This is a genomic window from Mucilaginibacter corticis (assembly GCF_007558865.1).
In the GTDB taxonomy this organism is placed as follows: Bacteria; Bacteroidota; Bacteroidia; order Sphingobacteriales; family Sphingobacteriaceae; genus Mucilaginibacter; species Mucilaginibacter corticis.
In genome coordinates this window covers 908906-933262 of record NZ_VLPK01000001.1, presented here as the reverse complement: position 1 = coordinate 933262, position 24357 = coordinate 908906, and the positions used below count along the sequence as shown (strand labels likewise).

22 protein-coding genes are annotated in these 24357 nt (G+C 43.0%); 11 read left to right on the top strand and 11 right to left on the bottom strand.

Annotation, left to right across the window (positions count from 1 at the left end; translation table 11 throughout):
• Positions 1 to 86: 86 nt before the first annotated feature.
• Positions 87 to 2930: an excinuclease ABC subunit UvrA gene (gene uvrA, locus FO440_RS04005; RefSeq protein WP_144246932.1), complete on the bottom strand. Its 2844-nt coding sequence runs from the start codon at positions 2928 to 2930 to the stop codon at positions 87 to 89.
• Between the two features lie 194 nt (positions 2931 to 3124).
• The gene (locus FO440_RS04000) at positions 3125 to 3910 is read right to left on the bottom strand and encodes a lytic transglycosylase domain-containing protein (RefSeq protein WP_144246931.1); all 786 of its coding nucleotides are present in this window, start codon (positions 3908 to 3910) and stop codon (positions 3125 to 3127) included.
• Between the two features lie 231 nt (positions 3911 to 4141).
• Here FO440_RS04000 and FO440_RS03995 point away from each other — a divergent pair, with 231 nt between their 5' ends.
• Together FO440_RS03995 and FO440_RS03990 are read left to right on the top strand one after the other, a co-directional pair.
• Positions 4142 to 5611: a pseudouridine synthase gene (locus FO440_RS03995; protein WP_144246930.1), complete on the top strand. Its 1470-nt coding sequence runs from the start codon at positions 4142 to 4144 to the stop codon at positions 5609 to 5611.
• A gap of 83 nt (positions 5612 to 5694) precedes the next feature.
• Entirely contained in the window at positions 5695 to 6840 is a 1146-nt protein-coding gene (locus FO440_RS03990; RefSeq protein WP_144246929.1) for a lactonase family protein, read from the top strand.
• On the opposite strand, the gene FO440_RS03985 is transcribed toward FO440_RS03990, so the two are convergent.
• Together FO440_RS03985 and FO440_RS03980 are read right to left on the bottom strand one after the other, a co-directional pair.
• Complete coding sequence (locus tag FO440_RS03985; protein WP_144246928.1) at positions 6841 to 7311, bottom strand: hypothetical protein; 471 nt, start codon at positions 7309 to 7311, stop codon at positions 6841 to 6843. It lies immediately after the preceding gene.
• Positions 7301 to 7876, bottom strand: coding sequence for an RNA polymerase sigma factor (locus tag FO440_RS03980; protein WP_144246927.1), 576 nt, complete (start codon positions 7874 to 7876; stop codon positions 7301 to 7303). The genes FO440_RS03985 and FO440_RS03980 overlap by 11 nt, the downstream gene beginning before the upstream one ends.
• A gap of 132 nt (positions 7877 to 8008) precedes the next feature.
• On the opposite strand from FO440_RS03980, the gene FO440_RS03975 reads away from it, so the two are divergent.
• From FO440_RS03975 to FO440_RS03960, 4 genes are all read left to right on the top strand, one after another.
• Entirely contained in the window at positions 8009 to 8356 is a 348-nt protein-coding gene (locus FO440_RS03975; protein WP_144246926.1) for a DUF6249 domain-containing protein, read from the top strand.
• 112 nt (positions 8357 to 8468) lie between these two features.
• A complete protein-coding gene (locus tag FO440_RS03970; RefSeq protein ID WP_144246925.1) occupies positions 8469 to 10652 on the top strand; it encodes an outer membrane beta-barrel family protein in 2184 nt (727 codons plus the stop codon).
• Positions 10653 to 10892: 240 nt separating this feature from the next.
• Positions 10893 to 11972, top strand: coding sequence for a glycine cleavage system aminomethyltransferase GcvT (gene gcvT / locus FO440_RS03965; RefSeq protein WP_144246924.1), 1080 nt, complete (start codon positions 10893 to 10895; stop codon positions 11970 to 11972).
• Positions 11973 to 12035: 63 nt separating this feature from the next.
• On the top strand, positions 12036 to 12779 hold the full coding sequence (locus FO440_RS03960) for a 2-phosphosulfolactate phosphatase (RefSeq protein WP_144246923.1): 744 nt from the start codon (positions 12036 to 12038) through the stop codon (positions 12777 to 12779).
• 11 nt (positions 12780 to 12790) lie between these two features.
• Here the strand turns inward: FO440_RS03960 and FO440_RS03955 are convergent, their stop codons facing one another.
• The 4 genes from FO440_RS03955 to FO440_RS03940 are packed head-to-tail and all read right to left on the bottom strand — an operon-like array spanning position 12791 to position 16324.
• A complete protein-coding gene (locus tag FO440_RS03955; RefSeq protein ID WP_144246922.1) occupies positions 12791 to 13900 on the bottom strand; it encodes an energy transducer TonB in 1110 nt (369 codons plus the stop codon).
• A gap of 47 nt (positions 13901 to 13947) precedes the next feature.
• On the bottom strand, positions 13948 to 14274 hold the full coding sequence (locus tag FO440_RS03950; RefSeq protein WP_144246921.1) for a nucleotide pyrophosphohydrolase: 327 nt from the start codon (positions 14272 to 14274) through the stop codon (positions 13948 to 13950).
• Positions 14275 to 14279: 5 nt separating this feature from the next.
• On the bottom strand, positions 14280 to 14738 hold the full coding sequence (gene dtd / locus FO440_RS03945; RefSeq protein WP_144246920.1) for a D-aminoacyl-tRNA deacylase: 459 nt from the start codon (positions 14736 to 14738) through the stop codon (positions 14280 to 14282).
• A gap of 35 nt (positions 14739 to 14773) precedes the next feature.
• A complete protein-coding gene (locus FO440_RS03940; RefSeq protein WP_144246919.1) occupies positions 14774 to 16324 on the bottom strand; it encodes a glycoside hydrolase family 10 protein in 1551 nt (516 codons plus the stop codon).
• Positions 16325 to 16601: 277 nt separating this feature from the next.
• Here FO440_RS03940 and FO440_RS03935 point away from each other — a divergent pair, with 277 nt between their 5' ends.
• A complete protein-coding gene (locus FO440_RS03935; protein WP_144246918.1) occupies positions 16602 to 17513 on the top strand; it encodes a coiled-coil domain-containing protein in 912 nt (303 codons plus the stop codon).
• A gap of 33 nt (positions 17514 to 17546) precedes the next feature.
• Here the strand turns inward: FO440_RS03935 and FO440_RS03930 are convergent, their stop codons facing one another.
• Entirely contained in the window at positions 17547 to 18203 is a 657-nt protein-coding gene (locus FO440_RS03930) for a DNA-3-methyladenine glycosylase family protein (protein WP_144246917.1), read from the bottom strand.
• Between the two features lie 64 nt (positions 18204 to 18267).
• Here FO440_RS03930 and FO440_RS03925 point away from each other — a divergent pair, with 64 nt between their 5' ends.
• The 4 genes from FO440_RS03925 to FO440_RS03910 all read left to right on the top strand — a co-directional run bounded on the left by FO440_RS03925 (position 18268) and on the right by FO440_RS03910 (position 22416).
• Positions 18268 to 19548, top strand: a complete 1281-nt coding sequence (locus tag FO440_RS03925; protein WP_144246916.1) for a replication-associated recombination protein A — start codon at positions 18268 to 18270, stop codon at positions 19546 to 19548.
• A gap of 125 nt (positions 19549 to 19673) precedes the next feature.
• Positions 19674 to 21152 (top strand): DUF5687 family protein, encoded by a 1479-nt coding sequence (locus tag FO440_RS03920; protein ID WP_144246915.1) that lies wholly within the window; start codon positions 19674 to 19676, stop codon positions 21150 to 21152.
• A gap of 1 nt (position 21153) precedes the next feature.
• A complete protein-coding gene (locus tag FO440_RS03915) occupies positions 21154 to 21906 on the top strand; it encodes an ABC transporter ATP-binding protein (protein WP_144246914.1) in 753 nt (250 codons plus the stop codon).
• A 15-nt stretch (positions 21907 to 21921) separates the two neighbouring features.
• Entirely contained in the window at positions 21922 to 22416 is a 495-nt protein-coding gene (locus FO440_RS03910; RefSeq protein WP_144246913.1) for a GNAT family N-acetyltransferase, read from the top strand.
• On the opposite strand, the gene FO440_RS03905 is transcribed toward FO440_RS03910, so the two are convergent.
• Entirely contained in the window at positions 22411 to 23037 is a 627-nt protein-coding gene (locus FO440_RS03905; protein ID WP_144246912.1) for a hypothetical protein, read from the bottom strand. The two genes, FO440_RS03910 and FO440_RS03905, sit on opposite strands and share 6 nt — an antisense overlap.
• A 10-nt stretch (positions 23038 to 23047) precedes the next feature.
• Positions 23048 to 24352, bottom strand: coding sequence for a M28 family metallopeptidase (locus FO440_RS03900; RefSeq protein WP_144246911.1), 1305 nt, complete (start codon positions 24350 to 24352; stop codon positions 23048 to 23050).
• Positions 24353 to 24357: the final 5 nt, after the last annotated feature.

The following is a 24357-nucleotide window of genomic DNA, read 5'->3' as shown; positions in this document are numbered from 1 at the left end:
CAATGTTACAAAAAAAGCGGGCAAGCCATTGGCTTGCCCGATATCTCATTACAAAATTTATTTTATTTTGTTTTAATGGCGAGTTATTACAACCCCATTTCCTTTTTCAAAAACTGCCCGGTAAAGCTGTTCTTAACTTTGCATAAACCTTCGGGCGTGCCTGAAAAAAGGATGTTTCCACCACCCGAACCACCTTCAGGGCCCAGGTCAATAACATGGTCAACCACCTTAATTACATCCAGGTTATGCTCAATAACCAGTACGGTGTTGCCTTTATCAACTAATTGATATAAAACGCCGAGTAGTACGTTGATATCTTCAAAATGCAGGCCGGTTGTAGGTTCGTCAAGAATGTAGAAGGTATTGCCCGTATCTTTTTTAGAAAGCTCGGTAGCCAGTTTAACGCGTTGTGCTTCACCGCCGGACAGTGTAGTCGACGATTGCCCTAAACGGATATAGCCCAGGCCAACATCCAGTAACGTTTTTACTTTACGGTAGATAGACGGGATATGCTCAAAAAAAGGAACGGCATCTTCAATACTCATATCAAGTACATCGCTTATTGATTTTCCTTTATAACGCACTTCTAAGGTTTCGCGGTTATAGCGCCTGCCGCCGCATTCCTCGCAAGGCACCTGCACATCAGGCAAGAAGTTCATCTCGATAACTTTCATGCCAGCTCCCTGGCAAGTTTCGCAACGGCCGCCTTTAACGTTGAACGAGAAACGCCCCGGTTTATAGCCCCTGATTCTCGACTCGGGCAGCGCTACGTACAGGTTCCTGATATCAGAAAACACGCCGGTATACGTAGCCGGGTTTGACCGTGGTGTACGGCCAATGGCTGTTTGGTCAATCTCAATTACCTTATCGATATGCTGTAGGCCTTCAATTTTATCATAAGGCAGCGGATGCTTCTTTGCCCTGAAAAAGTGATAGTTCAATATCGGGTATAACGTTTCGGTGATAAGGCTGGATTTACCGCTGCCTGATACCCCGGTGATACCGATTAGTTTACCTAAAGGAAAATCCACGCTTACCTTTTTCAGGTTGTGGCCGGTGGCTTTTTTAAGCGACAATACATTGCCGTTGCCCTCGCGCCTTTTCTTTGGTATTGCAATTTCGCGCTCACCATTAATGTATGAGGTAGTAAGAGTATGGTGCGCCATTAACTCTTTTGGCGTGCCTTGTGCAACAACCTCGCCGCCATGTACACCTGCTGCCGGGCCCATGTCAATTACGTGGTCAGCTTCAAGGATCATGTCTTTATCGTGCTCAACCACCAAAACGGTATTACCCAGGTCGCGCAGGTTTTTCAGGGCATTGATCAAACGTTCGTTATCTCGCTGGTGCAGGCCTATGCTTGGCTCGTCAAGGATATACATCACGTTCATTAATTGAGATCCTATTTGTGTAGCCAGTCTTATCCGCTGCGCTTCACCGCCCGACAGCGTTTTTGCCGTACGATCAAGCGTTAAATAACTTAATCCCACATCCATCAAAAACACAATGCGCGCGCGAATCTCTTTTAAAATTTCTTTGGCGATGACGTTTTGGCGTTCGGATAATCTGTCTTCCAGGTTCTCAAACCAATCCTGTAAGGTGTTGATATCCATTGTAGCCAGTTCGAAGATATTTTTACCGTCAACCTTAAAGTTAAGCGACTCTTTTTTCAGCCTTGCACCATCACAAACCGGGCAGGTTTTCAGCACACGATAGTTTTCCATATCGTCCATGCCTTCATCGCCACGGCGTTCCTGCTGCTCTTCCAGCATCCGGATGATACCATCAAAGGTGATCTGGTAACTCTGTACGTTCCATTTGTTGTATTCAACAGATACGGTCACCATTTCATTGGTACCGTTCAGGATGATGTCAAGCTTTTCTTTTTCCAGTTTTTCTAACGGGGTAGATAACGAGAAATCAAACTTCTTAGCCAGCGCTTTCAACACCTGGAAGATCCAGGTTTCGCGATACTCACCCAGCGGTGCAAGCCCGCCGTTAAGGATACTTAGCTTTGGGTTAGGGATAACCGAAGCTTCATCTACCTCAAAAATATAACCCAGGCCGTTGCATTTCTCACAAGCGCCGTAAGGCGAGTTGAAAGAAAATGTATTTGGCTGTGGCTCGTCGTACGAGATGCCCGAAACCGGGTCCATCAAATATTTACTGAAGTAGGCTACATTATTATCTTTATCCGCTATGCGGATAATGCCTTTGGCTATCTTTAATGCAGATTGAATAGAAGTATACAGGCGTTTACTATCAGCTTCGCTTACCACCAGGCGGTCAACTACAATATCGATATCATGGATTTTGTAACGGTCCAATTGCATTTTAGGCTCCACATCGGCAATGGCGCCATCTATCCAAACCTTTAAATAACCCTGCTTGCGGATCTGCTCAAATAATTCGCGGTAATGGCCTTTTCGGGCTTTAACTACCGGTGCCAGGATATTTACAGGTTGCCCGTCAAAACGCTCAAAAATGGTTTTTAGGATCTGGTCCTCGCTCATGCGCTCCATTTTTTCGCCGCTTACATAGCTGTATGCGTCGCCGGTACGGGCAAACAGTAAACGCATAAAGTCATAGATCTCGGTAATGGTACCAACTGTCGACCGCGGGTTTTTACTGGTTGTTTTTTGCTCGATCGCGATAACCGGGCTAAGGCCTGATACCTTATCTACATCCGGGCGCTCCATCCCCCCCATAAACTGGCGGGAATAAGCCGAAAATGTTTCCATATAACGGCGCTGACCCTCGGCATAAATGGTATCAAATGCCAGGGATGATTTACCGCTGCCGCTCAGCCCGGTAATAACTACCAGCTGGTTACGCGGAAAAGAAACATCGATATTTTTTAAATTATGTACCCTTGCGCCGTAAACTTCAACTTCACTTTGTTCGCCCAGGTCTATATGTTTTTCGCTCATGTATTTAATTAGTGAATGAGCGAATCAGTGAATTATTGAATGAGAAATTATCGACAGACAGGTTTAATAAGTACCTGTTAATCACTCATTCAATAATTCACTAATTCAATCATTAAACAGCGCGCAAAGATAAATAAAAAAGCCCGATCTGCCATCTGGACAGGTCGGGCCGTTTGGTGCTCCGTAATAAAAATTTACAGTACTGTGCTATTTGTCAGTAGTTGATCTTTAGGCTGTAAATAAGCCAGGCTTTGTCTGTAGCCATAATTTTGCGGATGATCAATTATAGCTTTCATCGCTATCAGGTTATACACATAGGTGCCTGTTTCGCGGTTTAGTTTCATCCTGAAATAATTGTCTTCGCTTTGCTTATTAATGGCGCGTGCTAATTTGATCGAGCCGTTGTTATAAGCGGCGGCTGCCAGTGTCCAGCTGTTAAACTCTTTATGCAAGCCTTTAATGTACTTGCAGGCGGCAATAGTTGCTTTACGAACGTTTAAGCGCTCATCAATGCCATGTCCTACCTTTAAGCCATACGTACGCGCGGTACCCGGCATAAACTGCCATAAACCCGCCGCGCCTTTTGTTGAGGTGCCCTCTTTCAAACCTGACTCAACCAATGGCAAATATTTAAAATCTTCGGGGATACCGTAAGCTCTTAAAATTGGCTCAATTATCGGAAATAATTTTTCGGCTTTGATCTGCAGTATATGCGATTGTATGGTCCTGTAATTATGCTTATTCAGCGAGTACTGCATTTTGCGGTACACTTTTTTATTAGCAGGAAGAGTTTCATTAGCGAAGCTGTAATCTGTTGATGCAACATCAGCGCAAGCGATAAACCGGGAGATTTTTTGTGTTGATTTTGGCCCCGATTTAGCCACTGTTGTGCTCCAGATATTAAGCTTGAAAATGATGGCCAGCACCAGTATTACGGAGCACGTAAGTAAGTGTTTGTTGATCATTTTTTTTCTATTCATAGAACATACATTTTGGTAAATGTTGTACAAAGGTATGGTATATTAAGCAGATTGTCAAACACTTAACACAGGCTTAGTGTTTTGAGTATTTGAAAATAACCTGCAAATCAGCGTTTAAAGTGGTTTAAAACAGGTTTTTGAACCGATGAAAAAAAAAGAAAAAACAACGGATAAACCACCGAAAAACCGTACTTTTGACCTTCACGCTGCGAAAGCGCAAACTTAAAAACTATGGTATTTAAAAGACCAACAAACGGTCGCGAAGACAGGAACGGAAGATCAAACGGGCCTTCAAAAAACAGCGACAATAAACGATCTTCTTCCCCTCGCGGAAAGTCTTCAGGAAAGACAGATAAACCCGGTAACGACAGCACGAAAAAAAGATACTCAAGCGGCCCGGCTGCAGAGCACAGTTCTTTTTCATCAGGCGCAGCCGAAAAGAAAAGTTTCGGTCCGCGTAAACCTTACAGTGGCAGACCGACCGTCGGCGGCGAAGAAAAGCCAAAAAGATCTTACGGTAACAGCGAAGCAAGCGAAAAGAAAAGTTTTACGCCCCGCAGCAAACCATATAGTGGAAGGTCATCTGGTAATGACGATGATCGCCCGAAAAAATCCCCCGATAGCTATAGGGGTGGCGGTGATTCTTTTGCACCGCGTAGCAAACCATACGGTACCCGCGACAATGGCAGTGATGATCGCCCCAAAAAGAGCTTTGGCAGCGATGCCCCAAGAAACAGGAAACCAACAGGACCTGATTTTGGGGATAAGCCAAAAAGAAACCCGGATAGTTTTAGCCGCAATGATAAACCCGCGGGCGAGCGTAAGTTTAGCAGCGCAAAACCGTCGAGGGGCGAGTTTAAAACCGGTGATAAACCATTCCGCAAAACTGGTGACAAACCGGTTTATGATAAAATAACCCGCGACAAGGATGCGCCGGTAAAGACATTACGCGCCAAAAAGCCGACAAAAAAAGCAGAGGACGACGGGCTGATCCGTCTTAATCGTTACATTGCTAACGCAGGCATTTGCTCGCGCCGTAAGGCTGATGAGCTGATCATTGCAGGCGTGGTATCTGTTAACGGCGAGATAGTGAACGAACTGGGTTTAAAGGTTGACCCGATGAAGGATGAGATCCGTTACAACGGTGAAACCCTGAAACGCGAAAAGAACGTTTACGTACTGCTAAACAAACCAAAAGACTATATTACTACAACAGAAGATCCGCAGGAGCGTCGCACAGTAATGCACCTGGTTGAAAAAGCCAGCCGCGAGCGGATCTACCCGATAGGCAGGCTTGACCGTAATACGACAGGGTTATTATTAATGACCAATGACGGCGACCTTGCAGATAAACTTTCGCATCCGCGTAGCAACATTACTAAGCTGTATCAGGTTGAGTTGAATAAAAGCTTAACACAGGGCGACCTGAATAAATTGCAATTTGGCCTCGAGCTGGAAGACGGCCCGATAAAACCTGACTCGGTAGCTTATGTAACCGGCGGATCAAAAAGAGAAATTGGTGTACAGATCCACAGCGGAAAAAACCGCATTGTTCGCCGTATGTTTGAGCATCTGGGTTACGAGGTTGTAAAGCTGGACAGGGTAGTATATGCCAACCTTACCAAAAAAGACCTGCCACGCGGCCGCTGGCGTTTCCTTGACGAGAAGGAAGTTATACAGTTAAAGCATTTGATAAAATAATATTTACACAAAAAACGCCCCGCGATCACGGGGCGTTTTTTTATGGATTTTATTACCTTGCGTTTAATAAATTTCCTGATGCTATGAAAAAGTTATTATTCCTGATAGTACTTGCATTACCTGTATGTGGTTTCGCGCAGAAAAAAGGCAAGGGCGGTCCTAAAGTATTTGATGTGCTGATTGGTACTTACACCAGCCCCGATGCCAATGGCAGCAGGGGGATATATGTTTACCGCTTTTATGCCGAGCGTGGTGAGCTTGCTTATTTGAGCGAAATTGAAACGTCAAACCCTTCATACCTGGCCATAACCCAGGATTACAAATATGTTTATGCCGTAAATGAAAACAATCCGGATGGGTCCGGCGGAGTAACCGCTTTTAAGTTTGATAAAGCTACCGGGAAGCTGGAACAAATAAATACACAGAAATCTGTCGGTTCACCGGCGTATGTATCGGTTGATAAAGCACAAAAAAATATATTCATCGCCAATTATGGCGGGGGTAATTTGCAGGTATTCCCGATAGGCAAAGACGGCTCCTTAGGTGCATCAACCCAAACGATACAGGATAGCGGCACCGGGCCTGATAAATTGAGGCAACAACAGCCGCATGTGCACTCGACTGTTTTGTCGCCTGATGATAAATATTTACTTGCATCTGATCTGGGTACAGATAAAATAAATGTGTTCCGCTATCGCGCATCGAAAACACCGCCGTTATCACCTGCCACGCCTGCTTTTACAAGTACAGCGGGCGGCTCAGGTCCTCGCCACAGCGATTTCTCGCCGAATGGAAAATTCATGTACAACGTACAGGAAATGACGGCTACTATTACCGCCTTTAGTTATGATGATGGCGCGCTTAAAGAATTGCAAACCGTTAAAATGATGCCCGACGATTTTAAAGGCATAAACGGCGCAGCCGATATCCATGTATCGCCGGATGGGTTGTTTTTGTATGCTACCAATCGTGGTACCGCCAACGAAATTGTAATTTATGCTATTGACCAGGAGAGCGGCAAGTTAACTTACGTTGACCGTACCAAGACAGACGGCGACAACCCGCGTAACTTTGTGATCGACCCGACAGGCAATTTCATATTGATTGGTACCAGGGCCCGTGTTAATGTATTCAGGATTGACAAAAAAACAGGCAGACTTATACAAAACCATAACAGGAGCGTTGTGATGGAGTCGGCTGTTTGTTTAAAAATGATACCGGTAGAATAACTACACTGCTTTTGTTTTGCTTGTGCGCTGGGTAAACAAGTAATCTATAAATAATAACATCCCAACTGCAATAATAGCCATAAAATATATTGACGGCAGGTGATCGATCTGTTTTAAAAGGTCGGCTACCCGGCTTTGATCTGTAACGGTGTGCGCAGGCGAATTAGACAGTCCTATCAGCAATAAAAAAAGCATCGCGACAGCACCAATACCGTACCAGGCTTTTGGGGTAATAATGGGCTTAAAAATAACCGGCTGATTCTTCGCAGTTATTTGTGCCATAACGGAGGCGGTAAAATTAAATGCAGGGCCCTCTGTTGTTGGTTGTTGTAAAAGCGATTTCAGCGCCGCTTCACGTGCTGCGTCAGCCTCAATCATCTCCATTACCGATCCTGTGAAATCAGCAGCGGGCCTGTCAGCAGGGGCAAGTTTTAAAACGCGCTTAAAAACATCTTTTTTATTAGCTTTCATGATCAACTTTCATTTCACTGTCCAACAAAAACTTTAAATCTTTTTCTAACACTTTACGGGCACGGTATAGTTTGATCTTTATATTAGGTTTTGATAACCCTGTAATTTCTTCTATCTCTTTTACCGGCAGGTCATTGATATAATACAAGGTAACCAACAAGGCATCTATCTGTGGCAGCTTTTGTATAGCTGCCTGTACGTATTGTTTAACCTGCCGGGCCTGTAATTGTTCAAACTGACCGGGTAAATGATCAGAAATTTCGCTGATCTCATCGCCCATGGTAACGGTTTCAACCTTATTCTCTTTAAGCTTGGTTACACTGGTACGGTAAACAATAGTATATAACCAGGTTGAAAATTTTGACTTTCCTTCAAATTTATGAATTTGCTGATAAGCTTTTATAAAACAATCCTGGGCAATGTCGTTGGCATCATCGGCATCGCGCAGAATTTTCATGGCTATGCTGTAAACCATATCCTTGTACTTATTAACAAGGAAAGCATACGAAGCGTGATCTCCGTTTTTTACTTTATCTATATAGTAAAGATCTTCTGTATGCACCATTACACATGAGAGTGAAAAATCGACGGATTGGTTACAATAAATTTATTTTAAATATTTTGTATCCGGTTTCAAAAAAAGCCTGTCATATGGGTAAGCCGTTAAAAATGGCTTTTAATTTAAAAAATAGAAATCATGCAAGAAGTTACCAGAGACGCCGTAGTATCCTTAGCCGCATTTGCCGCCGTGTTCGGCATGGTGTACGTATTTTTAATGACCCGCCACAGAGAGCGGATGACCATATTGGAGAAAAATCTGACCACCTCACCTTTTCCGCGCGCCAATTACGGGGCATCAACCTTGAAATACGGACTTTTTTTAGTTGGCATTTCCGTAGGTTTTTTATTGGGATGGGTGTTATACAACAATTGCGGGGTTGACGAAGCCACCGGCTACCTGTCAATGGTTTGTTTGTTTGGCGGATTGAGCCTTATCATCAGCTATTTTATACTCCATAATAAAAAGAATAGCAGCGCTAACTAATCACGTCCCTTTTCCCTGAAAGTTCTTTCAGGGGCTTAATTGAATTTTTAATAACCCTTATTTAAAGGCAGCTTTTAGCTGCTTACCAGACCCCTTTTGCCTAAAAATCACCATGAAACAGATCTCCATAAACTATAAAACTTTATTGATTGCTTTATTGATCCTGTCGGGATCAAAGCTAATAGCGCAAACAAAAAATGCCGATACCGCGAAAAGTAAAAATTTAAAAGAAGTTACTATAAAAGCGGATAAACCGATTATTAAACAGGAAGTAGACCGGATTACTTACGACCTGCAGGCCGACCCGGAAAACAAAGTGAGTAACGTGCTTGAAATGATGCGCAAAGTGCCATTTGTTACTTTAGACGCTAATGAAAACATCCTGCTGAAAGGAAACAGCAGCTATAAGTTCCTGATCAACGGGAAACCATCAAGCATGATGGAACGCGATGCCAAAAGCGTATTGCGCAGCATCCCGGCATCAACCATACAGCGGATAGAGGTTTACACCACACCCCCCGCGAAATATGATGCAGAAGGGCTGGGCGGTATCATCAATATCATTACCTACAAAAAGATAGTTGATGGCTATAACGGAACCGTAGACCTGAATGAACGCACTCCCTCCGGCCCGGGATTTGGTACCTCTGTTTCGGTTAAATCGGGCAAATTTGGTTTATCGGCATTTGGCGGCGGTAGTCTTTCCAATAGCCCGTTAACTACCAATTTAAATGTCCGTAACACAACGGGTACTGATCTTACTTATCTAAACCAACAAGGTACGTCAAGATCAAACGGCAACAATGGTTATTTAGGGACGGAGTTAAGCTACGAGATAGATTCGCTTAACCTGGTATCGGGGCAATTTAATATCAACGGCAGCAAATCAAACGGCAACAGTACACAGCAATCGATACTTGCCGGGCCTGCGGATGATATAACCGGCTATGACCTTACCAACACCAATAACGGACATGGAAAAGGATTTGATGCAGCATTAAACTACCAACTAGGTTTTAAAAACAATAAATCAAAGCTGCTGACATTCTCTTACCGATACTACAAATATGATAATAGGAACCAGGCATATTTAAAAACCACGGACAGGGTAAATTATGATGCGCCCGATTACGACCAGGATGATATTACATCCGCATCCGAGCAAACCGTACAGCTTGATTTTGTGCAATCTTTTAAAAAATGGAGTGTCGAGGCGGGGGTTAAAGGCATTTTCAGGGATAATAAAAGTGATTTTCAATACAACACGTTTAATGCCGCTGCCAATCAATTTGAACGGGATAGCTCGTTATCTAACCAATACAACAGCACCCAGAATATATTAGCCGCCTATAATACCTGGCAGTATGCCACAAAATCATTAACCATTAAAGCCGGGGTGCGCGTTGAACAAACTATTACTGATGCCGACTTTATTTCGACCGCTTCTGCCGCGCATCAACGCTACCTGGATATTGTTCCGTCAATAGCCATAAATATGCTGGTTGATAAAAACAGCGGATTAAACCTGGGTTTTTCACAGCGGTTAAAACGGCCGGGCATTAATAAATTGAATCCGTTTGTCGACCGGTCAAACCCTAACTTTCAATCATACGGTAACCCAGACCTGGGACGTGTGTTGATCAGCGATATCCGGCTGGGCTACAACCTATCCGGCAAAGCCAGCTTAAACGTGGCAGTGTTTTATGATTTTGGCCGTAACCTTGACCTGCTGGTCAGCAATTTTGATAAAGCCACAAACATCACTTATTCTACCTATAAAAACTTGGGTAAGGTAACGGGCATTGGTAATTTCATCGGCTTCAGCTATCCTTTTACCAAAAGCCTGAATTTTAGCGTAAATAGCAACATCATGTATTTTACGCTGGATGGCCCGGTTGATGGTGTGATGAAAAATATCAGCTTTGTGACAGTCGGTATTTATCCATCGCTGGGTTATGCCTTAGATGGAGGCTGGCGTATTAATGCCAATGTAGATATTAACGGGCGTAACCCAACTGGCCTGCAGGGTTCGTCAAACGGGGTGGTCAGTACCGGGTTAAGTGTGAACAAGCAACTGATAAAAAACAAACTGTCCCTCTCCGCAGGTGTACGTAACCCGTTCACCAAATACAGGAATAACATTACCGAAACATCGGGTACAGATTTTACACAAACCATTATCAACCAAAACTATTTCAGAAGTTATACCATTAGCCTGAACTATAATTTTGGCAAGTTGAAAGATGCCATTAAGAAAACCAGGAGGGGTATAAATAATGATGATGGGGCAAGGTAAATAAGCTCGCTGATTTTCAACATCAGTTATTTAAATAACGGTATAAAAGGGACAGCTTTCTATCCCGACTTATGTAAAAAGCGATAGCACTCAAACTATCGCTTTTTCCTTTTTTGATTACGCCTAAACTGGCTTCCTTTTATTACTTTTACACCAAATATAATTTTGTGCGAGATTGACATCATCTGCCGCTAACAAAAAGTGGTGTCAAATTTCAGCAATGTAAAAACAAATTAACTGATGAAAAATACAGCTCTTACCGAAGTCCATATTAAAGCCGGCGCCAAGATGGTGCCTTTTGCAGGGTACAACATGCCCGTACAATACGCAGGTATAAATGCCGAACACGAAACCGTGCGCAAAGGCGTAGGCGTGTTTGACGTTAGCCACATGGGCGAATTTATTTTAAAAGGGGATAACGCGCTTGATTTAATCCAGCGTGTAAGCAGTAATGATGCTTCAAAATTATATGACGGCAAGGTGCAATATTCTTGCCTGCCTAATAAGGATGGCGGCATAGTTGACGACCTGTTGGTTTACCGCATTGACGAAAAAACATACATGCTGGTTGTAAACGCGTCGAACATTGAAAAGGATTGGAACTGGATCAGCCAGTTTAATACCGAAGGTGTGGTGATGAAAGACATTTCTGACCGTACATCGTTATTAGCGGTACAGGGGCCTAAAGCTGCCGAGGCTTTGCAAAGCTTAACAGACATTGACCTTGGCTCAATGGAATACTACACCTTTAAAAAAGGAACGTTTGCAGGTATTGATAATGTTATCGTTTCGGCAACGGGTTATACCGGTGCTGGTGGGTTCGAGCTTTACTTTGATAATGAGCATGCTAAATTTATCTGGGACGCTGTATTTAAAGCAGGCGAACCTTTTGGTATTAAACCGATAGGCTTAGGTGCCCGTGACACCTTACGCCTTGAAATGGGTTTCTGCCTGTATGGTAATGATATTGACGATAAGACGTCACCGTTAGAGGCCGGTTTAGGCTGGGTAACCAAGTTTAATAAAGAGTTTACCAATTCGGCCGCTTTGCAGGATCAAAAGACTGCCGGTGTTAGCCAAAAGCTGGTTGGCTTTGAAATGATAGACCGCGGCATACCGCGCCATGATTATGAAATAGTTGATGCGGAAGGTAATGTAATTGGCAAAGTAACCTCTGGTACACAATCGCCGTCGTTACAAAAAGCGATAGGCCTGGGCTACGTAAAAACCGAGTTTGCCAAAGAAGGCACAGAGATATTTGTTAAAATTCGTGACAACAGCGTAAAAGCTAAAATAGTTAAGCCACCATTTTACAAATAGTTCGCCCCCTAACCCCCTAAAGGGGGAATAAAACGTATAAAAGAAATGATTTCAAATATCAATATGCATTCAGCTCCCCCTTCAGGGGGCGGGGGGGGCGTTAAACTCGAAGTTTGCCTTACACCTGCATTGATCCCGCTTTATAAGGTCGAGGATTATATTGTGGTGGTGATTGATATTTTCAGGGCAACTACTTCTATTTGCTATGGTATTGAAAACGGTGCTGAAGCTATTATCCCGGTATCGCAGGTTGAAGAATGTAGCGCTTACCATGAAAAAGGGTTTGATTACCTGCTGGCGGCGGAGCGTGACGGTAAAGTAGTCGAAGGGTTTGATTTTGGTAATTCGCCGTTCTCATACACTAAGGAAAAGGTAGCCGGTAAAACCATTGTGCTCACTACTACCAACGGCACACATGCTTTACACCTTTCGCGCAGCGCAAAAAAAATAGTTCTTGGGGCTTTTATTAACATTACAAGCCTTTGCAACTGGCTTAAGCAACAAAACGAAAACGTTTTACTGGTATGCTCGGGCTGGAAGAACAACTTTAACCTGGAAGATACCTTATTTGCAGGCGCGGTGGTTGAGCAGCTCAAAAACAGTGGTTTCGTGATTGATGATTCGGCTATTGCGGCTAATGACCTTTACCAACTGGCCAAAGACGACCTGGATGGCTACTTGAAAAAAACATCGCACAGCGAACGCCTGAAAAAACTGGGTATTGAAGCCGATATCGCTTTTTGTTTGAATGTGGATATTGCTACCGCGATACCTGTTTTGGATGGCGAGAGATTGGTGAAGTTGTAGCGCCGTAGATATCAGTCCGTTTTTGAACATAAAACTTTTTTAAGTCCGTCAAATACTAAACTGCGCTTTCTTTGCTCATCAACATAGATTAAAAAATAAAAGCGCACAGCAGCTTCTGAACGGACGGCACCTTTGCCCTCCATTTCCATAGGGCGCCATTTGGGTGAAAGTTTTAGCACACGGATTACTTCCGCATCTATATCCGGCGAGATTCCATGCTTAACTTCAATAGTAGATATCGAGCCATCTTTTTCCACGATGAAACTTGCGTAAACAAAGCCCTCCATACCCCATTCCCATTCATTTTTCGGGTAAACTAAATGATCGTTAAAAAACTTTTTCATCTCAATATCCGTTCCGGGAAACTGTGCATAACCAAATTTATAAACCCGTTCCTGGCCAGGTGGAACAGGATCATAATCATCATCGCCCAAGGGTTCATTTATGCTACCCGGTGGTGCAGGATAAGCCAGTTGAAAAAATATATCATTTAATTTACCGGCAACCTCTTCGCCGGCCTCTTCATAAGCCTGGTTCATATAATAAGCAACTATTCGGGCGTCGCCCTTAGCCTGGGCTACCCGTAAACCACTCCAATAAGCGCGGTAAGGGAAAGGAGATCTGATTTTTACACTTTTGTGATTTAACTGTTCACTCTCGACAAAAATATCGTGTTTGATAAATGTGTCCCGCGGAGGTAGTTCGCCAACGTCTTGTAAGGGCATGTTTAAGCCGGCTTTCAGCGCTATCAGCACTTTTAAAGCAAATACCCGTTGGTTGTTGTTAAGTTTTGTATTTGAAATTTTTTTTTCGAAACGGGTAATTGCAAAAAATGATGGATTGACGACCTTTTGTGCGTCCTGTACGGTATAAGGCCTGGACATTTTAAAATTATTGATAGGTTTGACATACTTATTAACCGTATCTAATACCGCCGTACTTAGTTTTGTTCCCAAATATGTCAATGTTTGATTACCAGTTAACTTAAGCAGCCCTTTCTTAGTCAAATCGGTAAGGCCACGCTGAGTAGCTGCAAAAGCGGGGCGGTAATCTGGTGTTTTCCAGGAAATCAATCCCAGGCAACATGCAATCGCAACCAAATTTAGGGCTAATTTTTTCATGACAATTATATAAAGATATTAATTTCTTTAATTGCCAGGCCCACAACTTATTTTAGCTTATCATTATTCTTATGCCTGTCGGCATCGCGGATGCTTTTCTTTTCCATGTTTTTTAGGAGGGCATCAGTAAGGTCGATACCGGTTTGGTTGGCCAGGCAGATGAGCACAAATAAAACATCGGCCATTTCATCGGCCAGGTTAACTTCTGTATCTGATTTTTTGAAAGATTGCTCGCCATATTGCCGCGCCATGATCCGGGCGACTTCGCCAACCTCTTCCATCAAGATAGCCGTATTGGTGAGTTCGTTAAAATAGCGGATACCTGTGGTTTGGATCCAGTTGTCAACCAGTTTTTGTGCTTCGGCTAATTCCATAATATTTAGTGATTGTCTTTATCTTTCGTATCCATAATGATGGTTACCGGCCCATCGTTCACCAGACTTATCTTCATATCACCGCCAAATATGCCTGTTGCGGTTTTTTTGCCGGTAAGATTGTTGAGCTTATCTATCATCTGTTCATATAGCGGGATAGCCTTATCCGGCCGGGCCGCCTTGATGAATGACGGACGATTGCCTTTTTTGGTTTGAGCGAAGAGCGTAAATTGAGATACCAATAAAATGCTGCCATCAACATCGCCCAGTGCCTTATTCATGAGGCCGTTCTCATCGCCAAAAATACGCAGGCCGGTTATTTTTTGGGCCAGCCATTGCAGGTCCTCGTCGGTATCGGCATCTTCAATACCCAATAGTATCATAAAGCCCAAACCTATCTGCCCGGTTATTTCGCCGTCAACTTTACAGCTTGCTTCAGAAACGCGTTGTATTACTGCTCTCATTTTGAATAATCAATCAGCAATATAGCAAATAGGTATTATTGTATGGTAATAGCCATTGTAGGCGACCGGTCGCTTTCGTTCTTCAACCTGTCAATAGCCGTAATTACATACAGGTAAGTTTTGCCTTTTTGAGTAGTAGTATCAGTAAACTGCGGCGTGTTATTATACTGGATATGCAGGATATTGGTAGCGGTTGAAATATCAATCTCCTCGTCGCCCTCAAATCTGTAGATAACATAACCGTAAACCAGTTCATTATCCTTTGCCGGCGGCGGCGCTTCCCAATTCAGCTGAACGTTGTTGGTATTGGGTACCCGGGTTACTTTTATATTTTGCGGGATATTTGGCGGGATAGAATCAAGCCATAACATTACCGGGGGTAAAGCAGGGTGCTTATAGTAATCTAATCGCAAAGAATCAGTAAAACCTAATTTGTTATCAGTTAATGATTGTGAACTGAAATACACGCTGCCCTGTACACGTGGATTAGCGCGTAACATATTGATCTCGTCAGGCATTTCTGCGGCCTGTTTAAAGCCACTGATCTTGCGCTCATTGATCCGGTACGCCGCATGCCCCACATATAAATGCCGGTTATATGTATTGTCACTCCACCACGGTAATAGCTTTTCAAATGGGTTAAGCCTGTCGCCGATAGGCCAGTACATTTGCGGATTGATATAATCAAGCCAGCCCTCCTTTATCCATTTACGCGAATCGGCATATAATTCATAATAAGAATCACCACCGCGTGTATCAGACCCTTCAGGGTTTTGAGATTTATTTGCCCAAATGCCAAACGGACTAATACCGAACTTAACGTATGGTTTATGTTTATGAATGCTGTCGCTCAGCATTTTTATCAGCTGGTTAACATTATCTCGGCGCCAGTCCCGTATATCGCTAAAAGCTGCACCATACTGGTGATAGGTTGAGTCGTCATTTATTTTTTGCCCGGCAATCTGGTACGGGTAAAAATAATCATCCATGTGGATCCCGTCTACATCATAATTATCAACCACATCTAAAATAACGCGTACAATATATTCGCGCACTTCGGGGATGCCGGGGTTAAAGGTTTTCATTCCGCCGTAGGTAAAAAACCATTCAGGGTGCTTGTTGGTGATATGGTCAGGGCTTAAAGCAGCATACCGGTTATCGGTAGTAGCACGATAGGGGTTAAACCAGGCATGCAGTTCTATCCCCCGTTTATGTGCCTCGGTAATGGCAAATTCTAAAGGATCGTAAAACGGGTTTGGGGCTTGCCCCTGCTTGCCCATTAACCATTTTGACCATGGCTCGCGGCCTTTGGCATAAAAAGCATCGGCAGCAGGGCGCACCTGGAACATTACCGCGTTAAGGCCGGTGCGTTGGTGCTGGTCTAATATACTAACAAGCTGCTGTTTTTGCTGATCGGGCGTTGAGCCGGGCTTGGGCCAGTCGATATTACCTACTGTAGCTACCCATACCCCCCTAAACTCGCGTTTCGGGTCTTCATTTACCTCTTCAAGGGTATCTGTTTGCGCGTATGTTTTGGTTAAACTCAGTAATGTAAACAGGAATATAATATGGCGAAGATGTAGCATTAAACGTCTTTCTTTAAGGAACTGCAAAGATATAAACTCATTGATACGACGCTTTATTATGACAAATAATAATTGCGTTTTAATCAATTTGTACATACTTTTATAAAAATTATATTCAAATATTTATCGTCTTTGTAAAACATTATCATAAAATTTACATTATTACGTATATGTTAATAGTTAACAATAATAAATGCGGATAAAAATTTAAGTCAAACCTTTTTTAAGACACCTGCCGGATTAATTATTATTTAAAGCACCAAAACAGTTAATTTTTATGGAGAACCAACCAACACAAGAGCCTAAAAAAAATTCGAACGTCATCTACTTCCTCGTTGTTGTGATTATTGCGTTATTAGGCACTGACGTGTATTTGTACATGAAAAAAAGCAACTCTGACCAAAGGATTGTATACCAGAATGACGAAAAAACAAAGCTACAGACAGAGCTTGATAGCTTAGAAGCACAAATAGAGCAGGTAAATCTGGGTAAAACCAAGCTATCTGCTGAAATGCAGGCAAAAAACGATTCGCTTAAAGCTAAGATCAAAGTTTTAAGAAGCGAGCTGGCTAAAGGCAAGTTAACAGCTGCCGAATTGGGCAAAGCACAGGAAGACGTAAAACAACTGCGCTATTTTGTTACCAAATACACTGCTGACATTGATGAGCTGAAAAAAGAAAATCAATCATTAACTACCGAAAGGGATACGTTAAAAACTAACCTGAGCGCGGTAAGCGAAAAAGCGACCACGCTTGAAAAACAAAACCAGGACCTTGATTCGAAAGTAAAGGTGGCGTCGGCGCTAAAAGTCGCGACAACAAGTGTCGTCGGGTATAAGGTTAAAAAGAACGGCAAAGAGGTTGACGAAACCAAAGCCAAAAACGTAAATAAATTAAAGATCAACTTTACAGTTGCCAGCAACGCGATAGCTACAAAAGGCTTACATGATATTTATATCCGCATTATTGATCCGATAGGCAACCTGATAACCGGTACTGATAGCGGAACATTTAATGCTGATGGCCAGGACCTGCAATCAACCTATAAAACATCAATCGACTTTAAAGATGATGGTGTTGGTTATACTGTAGACTGGGTTTATGCCTCACCTTTCCAAAAAGGAATGTACACCATCATTTTATATGCTGATGGTTATACCATGGGTAAAACAAGCGTAACATTCAGATAATCATTACTGATTCAAATTATACAAGAGCAACCACTAAAAAGGTTGCTCTTTTTGTTTGGTTACCCTTTTTGCCGGCGATGATAAATAGTAATGCCATAATATCATGGTAGATACGGTTCGGTAGGGCTGCCAGTTTGCTGCTACATTTATAACATCTTCTCTTGTAGTTGTTGCCGGAAGGGTTTTAACCCGTTTTAAAGCATTGACTGCGGCAAGATCGCCTGCAGGAAATATATCCGCCCTTTGCAATACAAACATCAGGTAAACATCAACCGTCCAGTTACCTATGCCTTTTAGTGTAACCATTTGCGCGCGGATCTCGTCGTCTTCCATATGCTCAAAAGCCTGCAAATTAATTTGTCCGCTTAGTATAGCTTCTGCCAGGTATCTGATATAGCCCGTTTTTTGCCGGCTGCAATAACAGGCACGATATTCTTCGTCGGTTAGTAATAATACCCGTGCAGGTGTGATCTCCTGTACCCGCTCACGTAGTTTGTTTAAAGCTGATAGCGCAGACGCCAGCGATACCTGCTGTTCTAAAATAATATGCACCAGGGTTTCAAAAGTGTTGGGTCGTGACCATAATGGCGGATAACCATATGCATTTATGATTGTAGCTAAATCTGCATCGGCGGATGCCAGCTCATCGCAGATGGCGTGAAAATTGGCGTGGGTAAACTTGTTGATCATTTAATTGTTATTTAAAAATACTAAAAAATTTAGGATTTAGCTTTTATTTTCGGATTTTTACTACATGAACAATTTGCCGCCATTAGCAGAACGTATGCGCCCCAAAACACTGGACGATTATGTCGGCCAGCAGCATTTGGTTGGCCCCGGCGCGGTGTTACGTAAGGCTATTGAGAGCGGCGCGCTGCCGTCAATGTTATTTTGGGGGCCGCCGGGTGTGGGTAAAACAACGCTGGCTTATATCATATCGCAAACGCTGGACAGGCCCTTCTTTTCATTAAGCGCCATTAACTCGGGCGTAAAGGATGTGCGTGAGGTTATTGAAACGGCGTCGCGTTTAAAAGAAGAAGGTGACACCCTGCCGGTGTTGTTTATTGATGAGATCCATCGCTTTTCAAAATCGCAGCAGGATTCACTGCTGGGCGCGGTTGAACGGGGTATAGTAACCCTGATAGGTGCCACTACAGAAAATCCGTCGTTCGAAGTGATCTCGGCTTTGTTGTCGCGGTGCCAGGTGTATATCCTGCAGCCATTGGCCGAAGAGGACTTGGTGAATTTGTTAAACAAAGCCCGGAAAGAAGATGTGGTCCTCAGCAAAAAAAATATTGATATTAAAGAGTACGAGGCATTGCTGCGCCTTTCGGGCGGTGATGCGCGTAAGCTGCTCAACATATTTGAACTACTGGTAAACGCTATTTCGGGCAAAAAAATAGAGATCACCAATAAAGTAGTGCTTGACCACGTACAGCAAAATATGGCGCTGTATGATAAAGCGGGCGAACAGCATTATGACATCATATCGGCCTTTATAAAATCCATGCGGGGCAGCGACCCTAATGGTGCGGTTTACTGGCTGGCCAGGATGATTGCAGGAGGTGAAGACCCACTATTCATCGCCCGCCGCATGCTGATCTTATCGTCAGAAGATATCGGCAATGCCAATCCCAACGCCTTGCTGCTGGCACAGGCTTGTTTTAACTCGGTAAATGTAATAGGCATGCCTGAGTCGCAGTTGATCTTATCGCAAACAGCAATTTATTTGGCAACTTCGGCTAAAAGTAATTCGGCCACTACGGCAATTGGGGCTGCTATGAGCCTGGTAAAACAAACCGGCGACCTGCCCGTGCCGCTGCACCTGCGCAACGCGCCAACTAAACTGATGAAGAACATTGGTTACGGCAAAGATTATAAATATGCCCATAGCTTTGAAAACAACTTTGTAGACCTTGATTTTTTACCCGACGCCATAAAAGGCACAAAAATTTACGAACCCGGTAACAACGCACGTGAACACGAGTCAAAAGAACGGTTAAAGAAATTATGGGGCGACAGGTATAAATATTAGACCTCTCCCCGGTCCTCTCCAAAGGAGAGGGGGGAATAGACTTTGACAGAAAAAGTCCTCTCCTTTGGCGAGGTTTAATTAAATTTAACCATAATTAGAAAACAACACCCCACAAAGGCCGGCGTATGATATCAACTTTCCTAAAGCATGAATTAAAGGCCTTTTGGCGCTCAAAAAATACCGGTAAAAATTTAGCCGTGCGCATAGTAATGGCTGTTTTAATTTTATACCTGCTGCTTAACGTAGTAGTGATAGGTTTTTTTATGGACAATGTTTTGAAAAGTGTTTTTCCGCATGATGGTCTGATCCTTTCTTTTTGCGGGATAATCCTGATCTATTTCCTGGGCGAATTGTTTTCACGATTACAACTGCAGGAACTGCCTACCTTACGGGTGCAGCCTTACCTGCAATTACCTATAAAACGCAATACTATCGTAGGCTACCTTGCGTTAACCGCGCTTTTTTCAGTATTTAATTTGTGGCCAATAGTGCTGTTTTTCCCGTTTATATTTAAAGTGGTATTACATGACGCCGGCCTGGTAACCGCTTTGGCATTTATAGTTTCCATTTTGGGGATAACCGTTTTAAACAATTACCTGGCCCTGTATATTAAACGTAAAGCCAATTTAAACGGCTGGATCTTTTTAATTGTCGCAGCCATAATGATATTGATAGGTTTATCTGATTTTAAATGGCACATTATATCCATCCGTAATATATCTTACCTGTTTTTTGGCCATTTAATGAGTTACCCGGTATTGGCTTTATTACCTGTGTTATTGGGCGCGGGTATGTATTTTTTAAACTTTACCTATTTAAAAAAGAACCTTTACCTGGAAGAATTAAGCACCAAAAAAGACAAGTTTAAAAGCAGCACGGAATACCCCATTTTAAGTTATTTCGGTTCGACAGGCGACCTGGTGGCTAACGAGATAAAACTTGTGCTGCGTAACAAGCGTCCGCGGTCCGCGCTCGTTATGTCATTGTTCTTTTTGCTTTACGGATTGTTTTTTTACCCTAACCCGGCATTACGTAGCAATGAGGGCTTTAAAATATTTGTAGGCATGTTCATGACAGGTATTTTTATTATTAACTACGGGCAGTTTATGTTTAGCTGGCAGGCGTCGCACTTTGACGGGCTGATGGTAAGTAAGGTAAATTTTGCCGATTTTTTGAGGGGAAAATATTTGCTGTTCACCACAGCATCAACCGTGGCCTTTTTGTTAACCATACCTTACGTATATTTTGGCTGGCGCGTGCTGCTTATTCATTTTATCATGTATTTGTGGAATTTAGGTTTTACCGTAAACGTGGTATTATACTTTGCCAACCGCAACGCAAAGCGAATAGATCTGAGCAAGGGCGCGTCATTTAACTGGGAGGGCGTGGGCGCGACACAATTAATGCTATCCTTTTTGTTGTTGTTACCACCGCTCATTATTTATATTCCGTTTAAATATTTTAAATATGAGGATGTTGGCTTGGCGCTAATAGGCGCTATTGGTTTAACGGGTATTCTTACCCGCAGCTTTTGGGTAAAATTCCTGGAAGCCGATTTTTACAAACGTAAATTCACCATATTGGAGGGTTTTAGAAACAAATAAGATGATACAGGTAAAAGAGCTTAAAAAAGTTTATAGTGGCGTTATTGTGGTAAACATACCACAACTTGAGATCAGAAAAGGTGAAAGCGTTGGCTTGGTGGGTAATAACGGTGCGGGTAAAACAACCCTGTTCCGCATGATGTTGGACTTGATCCGCCCCGAAGCTGGCGAAGTTTTATCAAATAATGAACCGGTAGCCGGGCACGAGCATTGGAAAAATTACACCGCGTCATATTTGGATGAAGGTTTCCTGATAGATTATCTTACGCCTGAAGAATACTTTTATTTTATCGGCGGCCTGCACCAGCAAACCCGTGCCCATGTTGATGATTTTTTGGCAGGCTATGGCGACTTTTTTAACGGCGAGATCTTAAAGCGCGGCAAATATATCCGCGATCTATCAAAAGGGAACCAGACAAAGGTTGGGATAGCTTCATGTATGCTGCAAAACCCGGAACTGTTAATGCTTGATGAGCCTTTTGCAAACATTGACCCCACAACGCAATTCAGGTTAAAGAATATAATTAAAGACGCTAACCGAAAGGGCGTGACCACGCTGGTATCAAGCCATGACCTTAACCATGTAACCGATGTTTGCGACCGGATACTGCTGATGGAAAAAGGGAAGATCATTAAAGATATTGCCACTAACTCATCAACCCTTGCCGAACTGGAAGCATACTTTGCTATCGGCAATTCTATTGAGCCGCCTGCATCTGCAGAGTTAAATATTGACCCGGAAGAGAATCATTAATACCAATACCCTTTCATGTATACCATCAAAGAAGCAACTGTAAACGACGCTGAAACCATCCATCAATTGGCCCATAAGATCTGGCCACCTACTTACTCGCCAATTTTAGCTAATGACCAGATTGAATTTATGCTGGCGGACCGGTATGCTACCGAAACATTGTCTAACCAGATAAAAAAAAATGAACAGATTTATTTAATAGTATTGGACGATGAGTCGCCTGTTGCATTCGCTGCTTTTTCACCAGATAATATTAATCCTGATATATACCGTCTGCATAAATTATATAGCTTACCCGCTACCCAGGGCAAAGGAGTTGGCAAAATGCTGTTGAACGCCATTTATGAGCGCGTACTCGCGGCGGGTAAAAACATCCTCGAGCTAAATGTACACCGGTTAAACCCGGCTAAAGGGTTTTATGAAAAAATGGGCTTCAAAATTGTACAAGTGGTGGATATCCCTTTTGGCCCATATTTTCTGAATGATTATATCATGCAAAAAGAATTATAATACTGCTGCCTGCACATCAATAGGCGTTTTTTTAACATAACCCCGCCCGGTACGGATCATATACAAACCATAGCATGAGGTAGATAGTGCCATACCTATCCCCAAAAACAAAATAATATTAGCAGGAGTCATGGTTTTATTTAAGGTAAGCACAATACTGCAAATAGCAATAATGGTTGACCATGTGGCCACGTAGTAATCCATAGTGCGCCTGAATATTTTGGCCATGGGATAAAAATGCAGGCCTACCACCAAAGCAATTACCGGGATGGTAAGGTCGGGATGCCCAAGGTTAACAACTATGTTTATCCCTAAAAAAATACCCAAACCTTCTGCGCCAAAAATTATCCCGAACCATTTGCCTTCCTTTTTCTCGCGCGCTTTATCTTCTTCCGTACTTATTTTAGGGAAACGTTTGGCCACAGAGAAGAAATAAATTGCAAAGGTTATGAAAGCGATAACTAATACCCCAAAGAAACCTATTTCAATCCCTTTTTCCATTGCGTGTAAACTGCCGCTGGCAATACCGGCCCACATGGTGGTAAAAAAGGCCATCAAAATAAGTCCGCTTGCAATACTGGTTATGGCTATACGAGGGATAAGGTTTGGTTGGTTTTCCATATTTTTTAGGTTAGTTTTCTAATTTGGCTACCCGTGTTGGTGTGTCCTGGCCTGAAACAATTGTTTTTGAGCTTAAAGCTATGGCCTTTATGGTCGCAGTAATGTTGGCAACATCCAGGCTGCTGAACTCGTCTTTTACCGTATGGTACAGCTTGTCGCTATCAATCTGGTCTGTAGATATGGTATGCGCCGGTACGCCCACCCGGGCTAATGACGCGTTGTCGCTGCGGTAAAATAAGTTTTGTTCGGGATAAGGGTCCGCATAAAACTTAAACGCGGTGCCCTCTAAATTTTTTTGCAGGATAGGGCCGAAGTCCGACCTTTCAATACCCGTTATAAATGCCGAATTGATCCCCCATTTTGAGGCTTTACCTATCATCTCAATATTAAACATGGCCATCACTTTATCCGGGTTAACGGTTTTGGCAAAATAGGCCGAACCATACTCGCCGATCTCTTCGGCAGTAAAGGCTACAAATACCAGTGTGCGGGCATTGTTGTTCAGCTTTTTAAAATACCGGGCCAATGTGATCACCGCTGTTGTGCCCGATGCGTCATCATCAGCGCCATTGGCTATACTATCGCCTTGCATCACATTTGCTCCTGTCAATATTCCTAAATGATCATAATGACCTGAGAACACCACAAACTCATCTGGTTTTGTTTTACCCGGGATAATGCCGGCGATATTGAATAACGGCAACTCTTCGCGCTTAACTTCATCACTAACGTTAAATGATTTTACCTCGTCATACTTACCCAGGATAAAAACCAAAGGTGGCGCTGTTGGCTCATCTTTAAATGAAGTGTTGCTTTTCAGATAGTTTTGCAATCGCTTAAAAAAGACTTCGTTTTTAGGGTCGACAATAACTAAAGTGCTTTTGCCCGCTGAAAGATATTTTCGGTATTCTTTCCTAAAGTCCATATCCGCGGTTATAACAGCCACCGTGGCGTCTTCTGCTTTGGTCCAGCTAAATGAAGTGTTCGATGCCATAATGTAATTATCGGTGGGAACATCTGCGCCATTTATACTAACAGATGTTTTCACTGCCGATGACCTGATCATGCTAAAGTTTTGCCTGAAACCGCTATTACCGGCCATGGGTTGCAGGCCGATGGTTTTATATTCATTCTCGATAAATTTTGCCGCTTTTTCAATGCCTGGTGTAAACGTGGCGCGGCCCTGCATATCGTCGGCAGATAAAGTTTTGATTATCCGCGTCACATCATCCTGGCCTATCAGTTTGTCAACATCCTGCGCAAAGCCGGTATTTACAGCGCCTAAAAAGGCAAGTATCGTTACAAATCTTTTCATGGTGT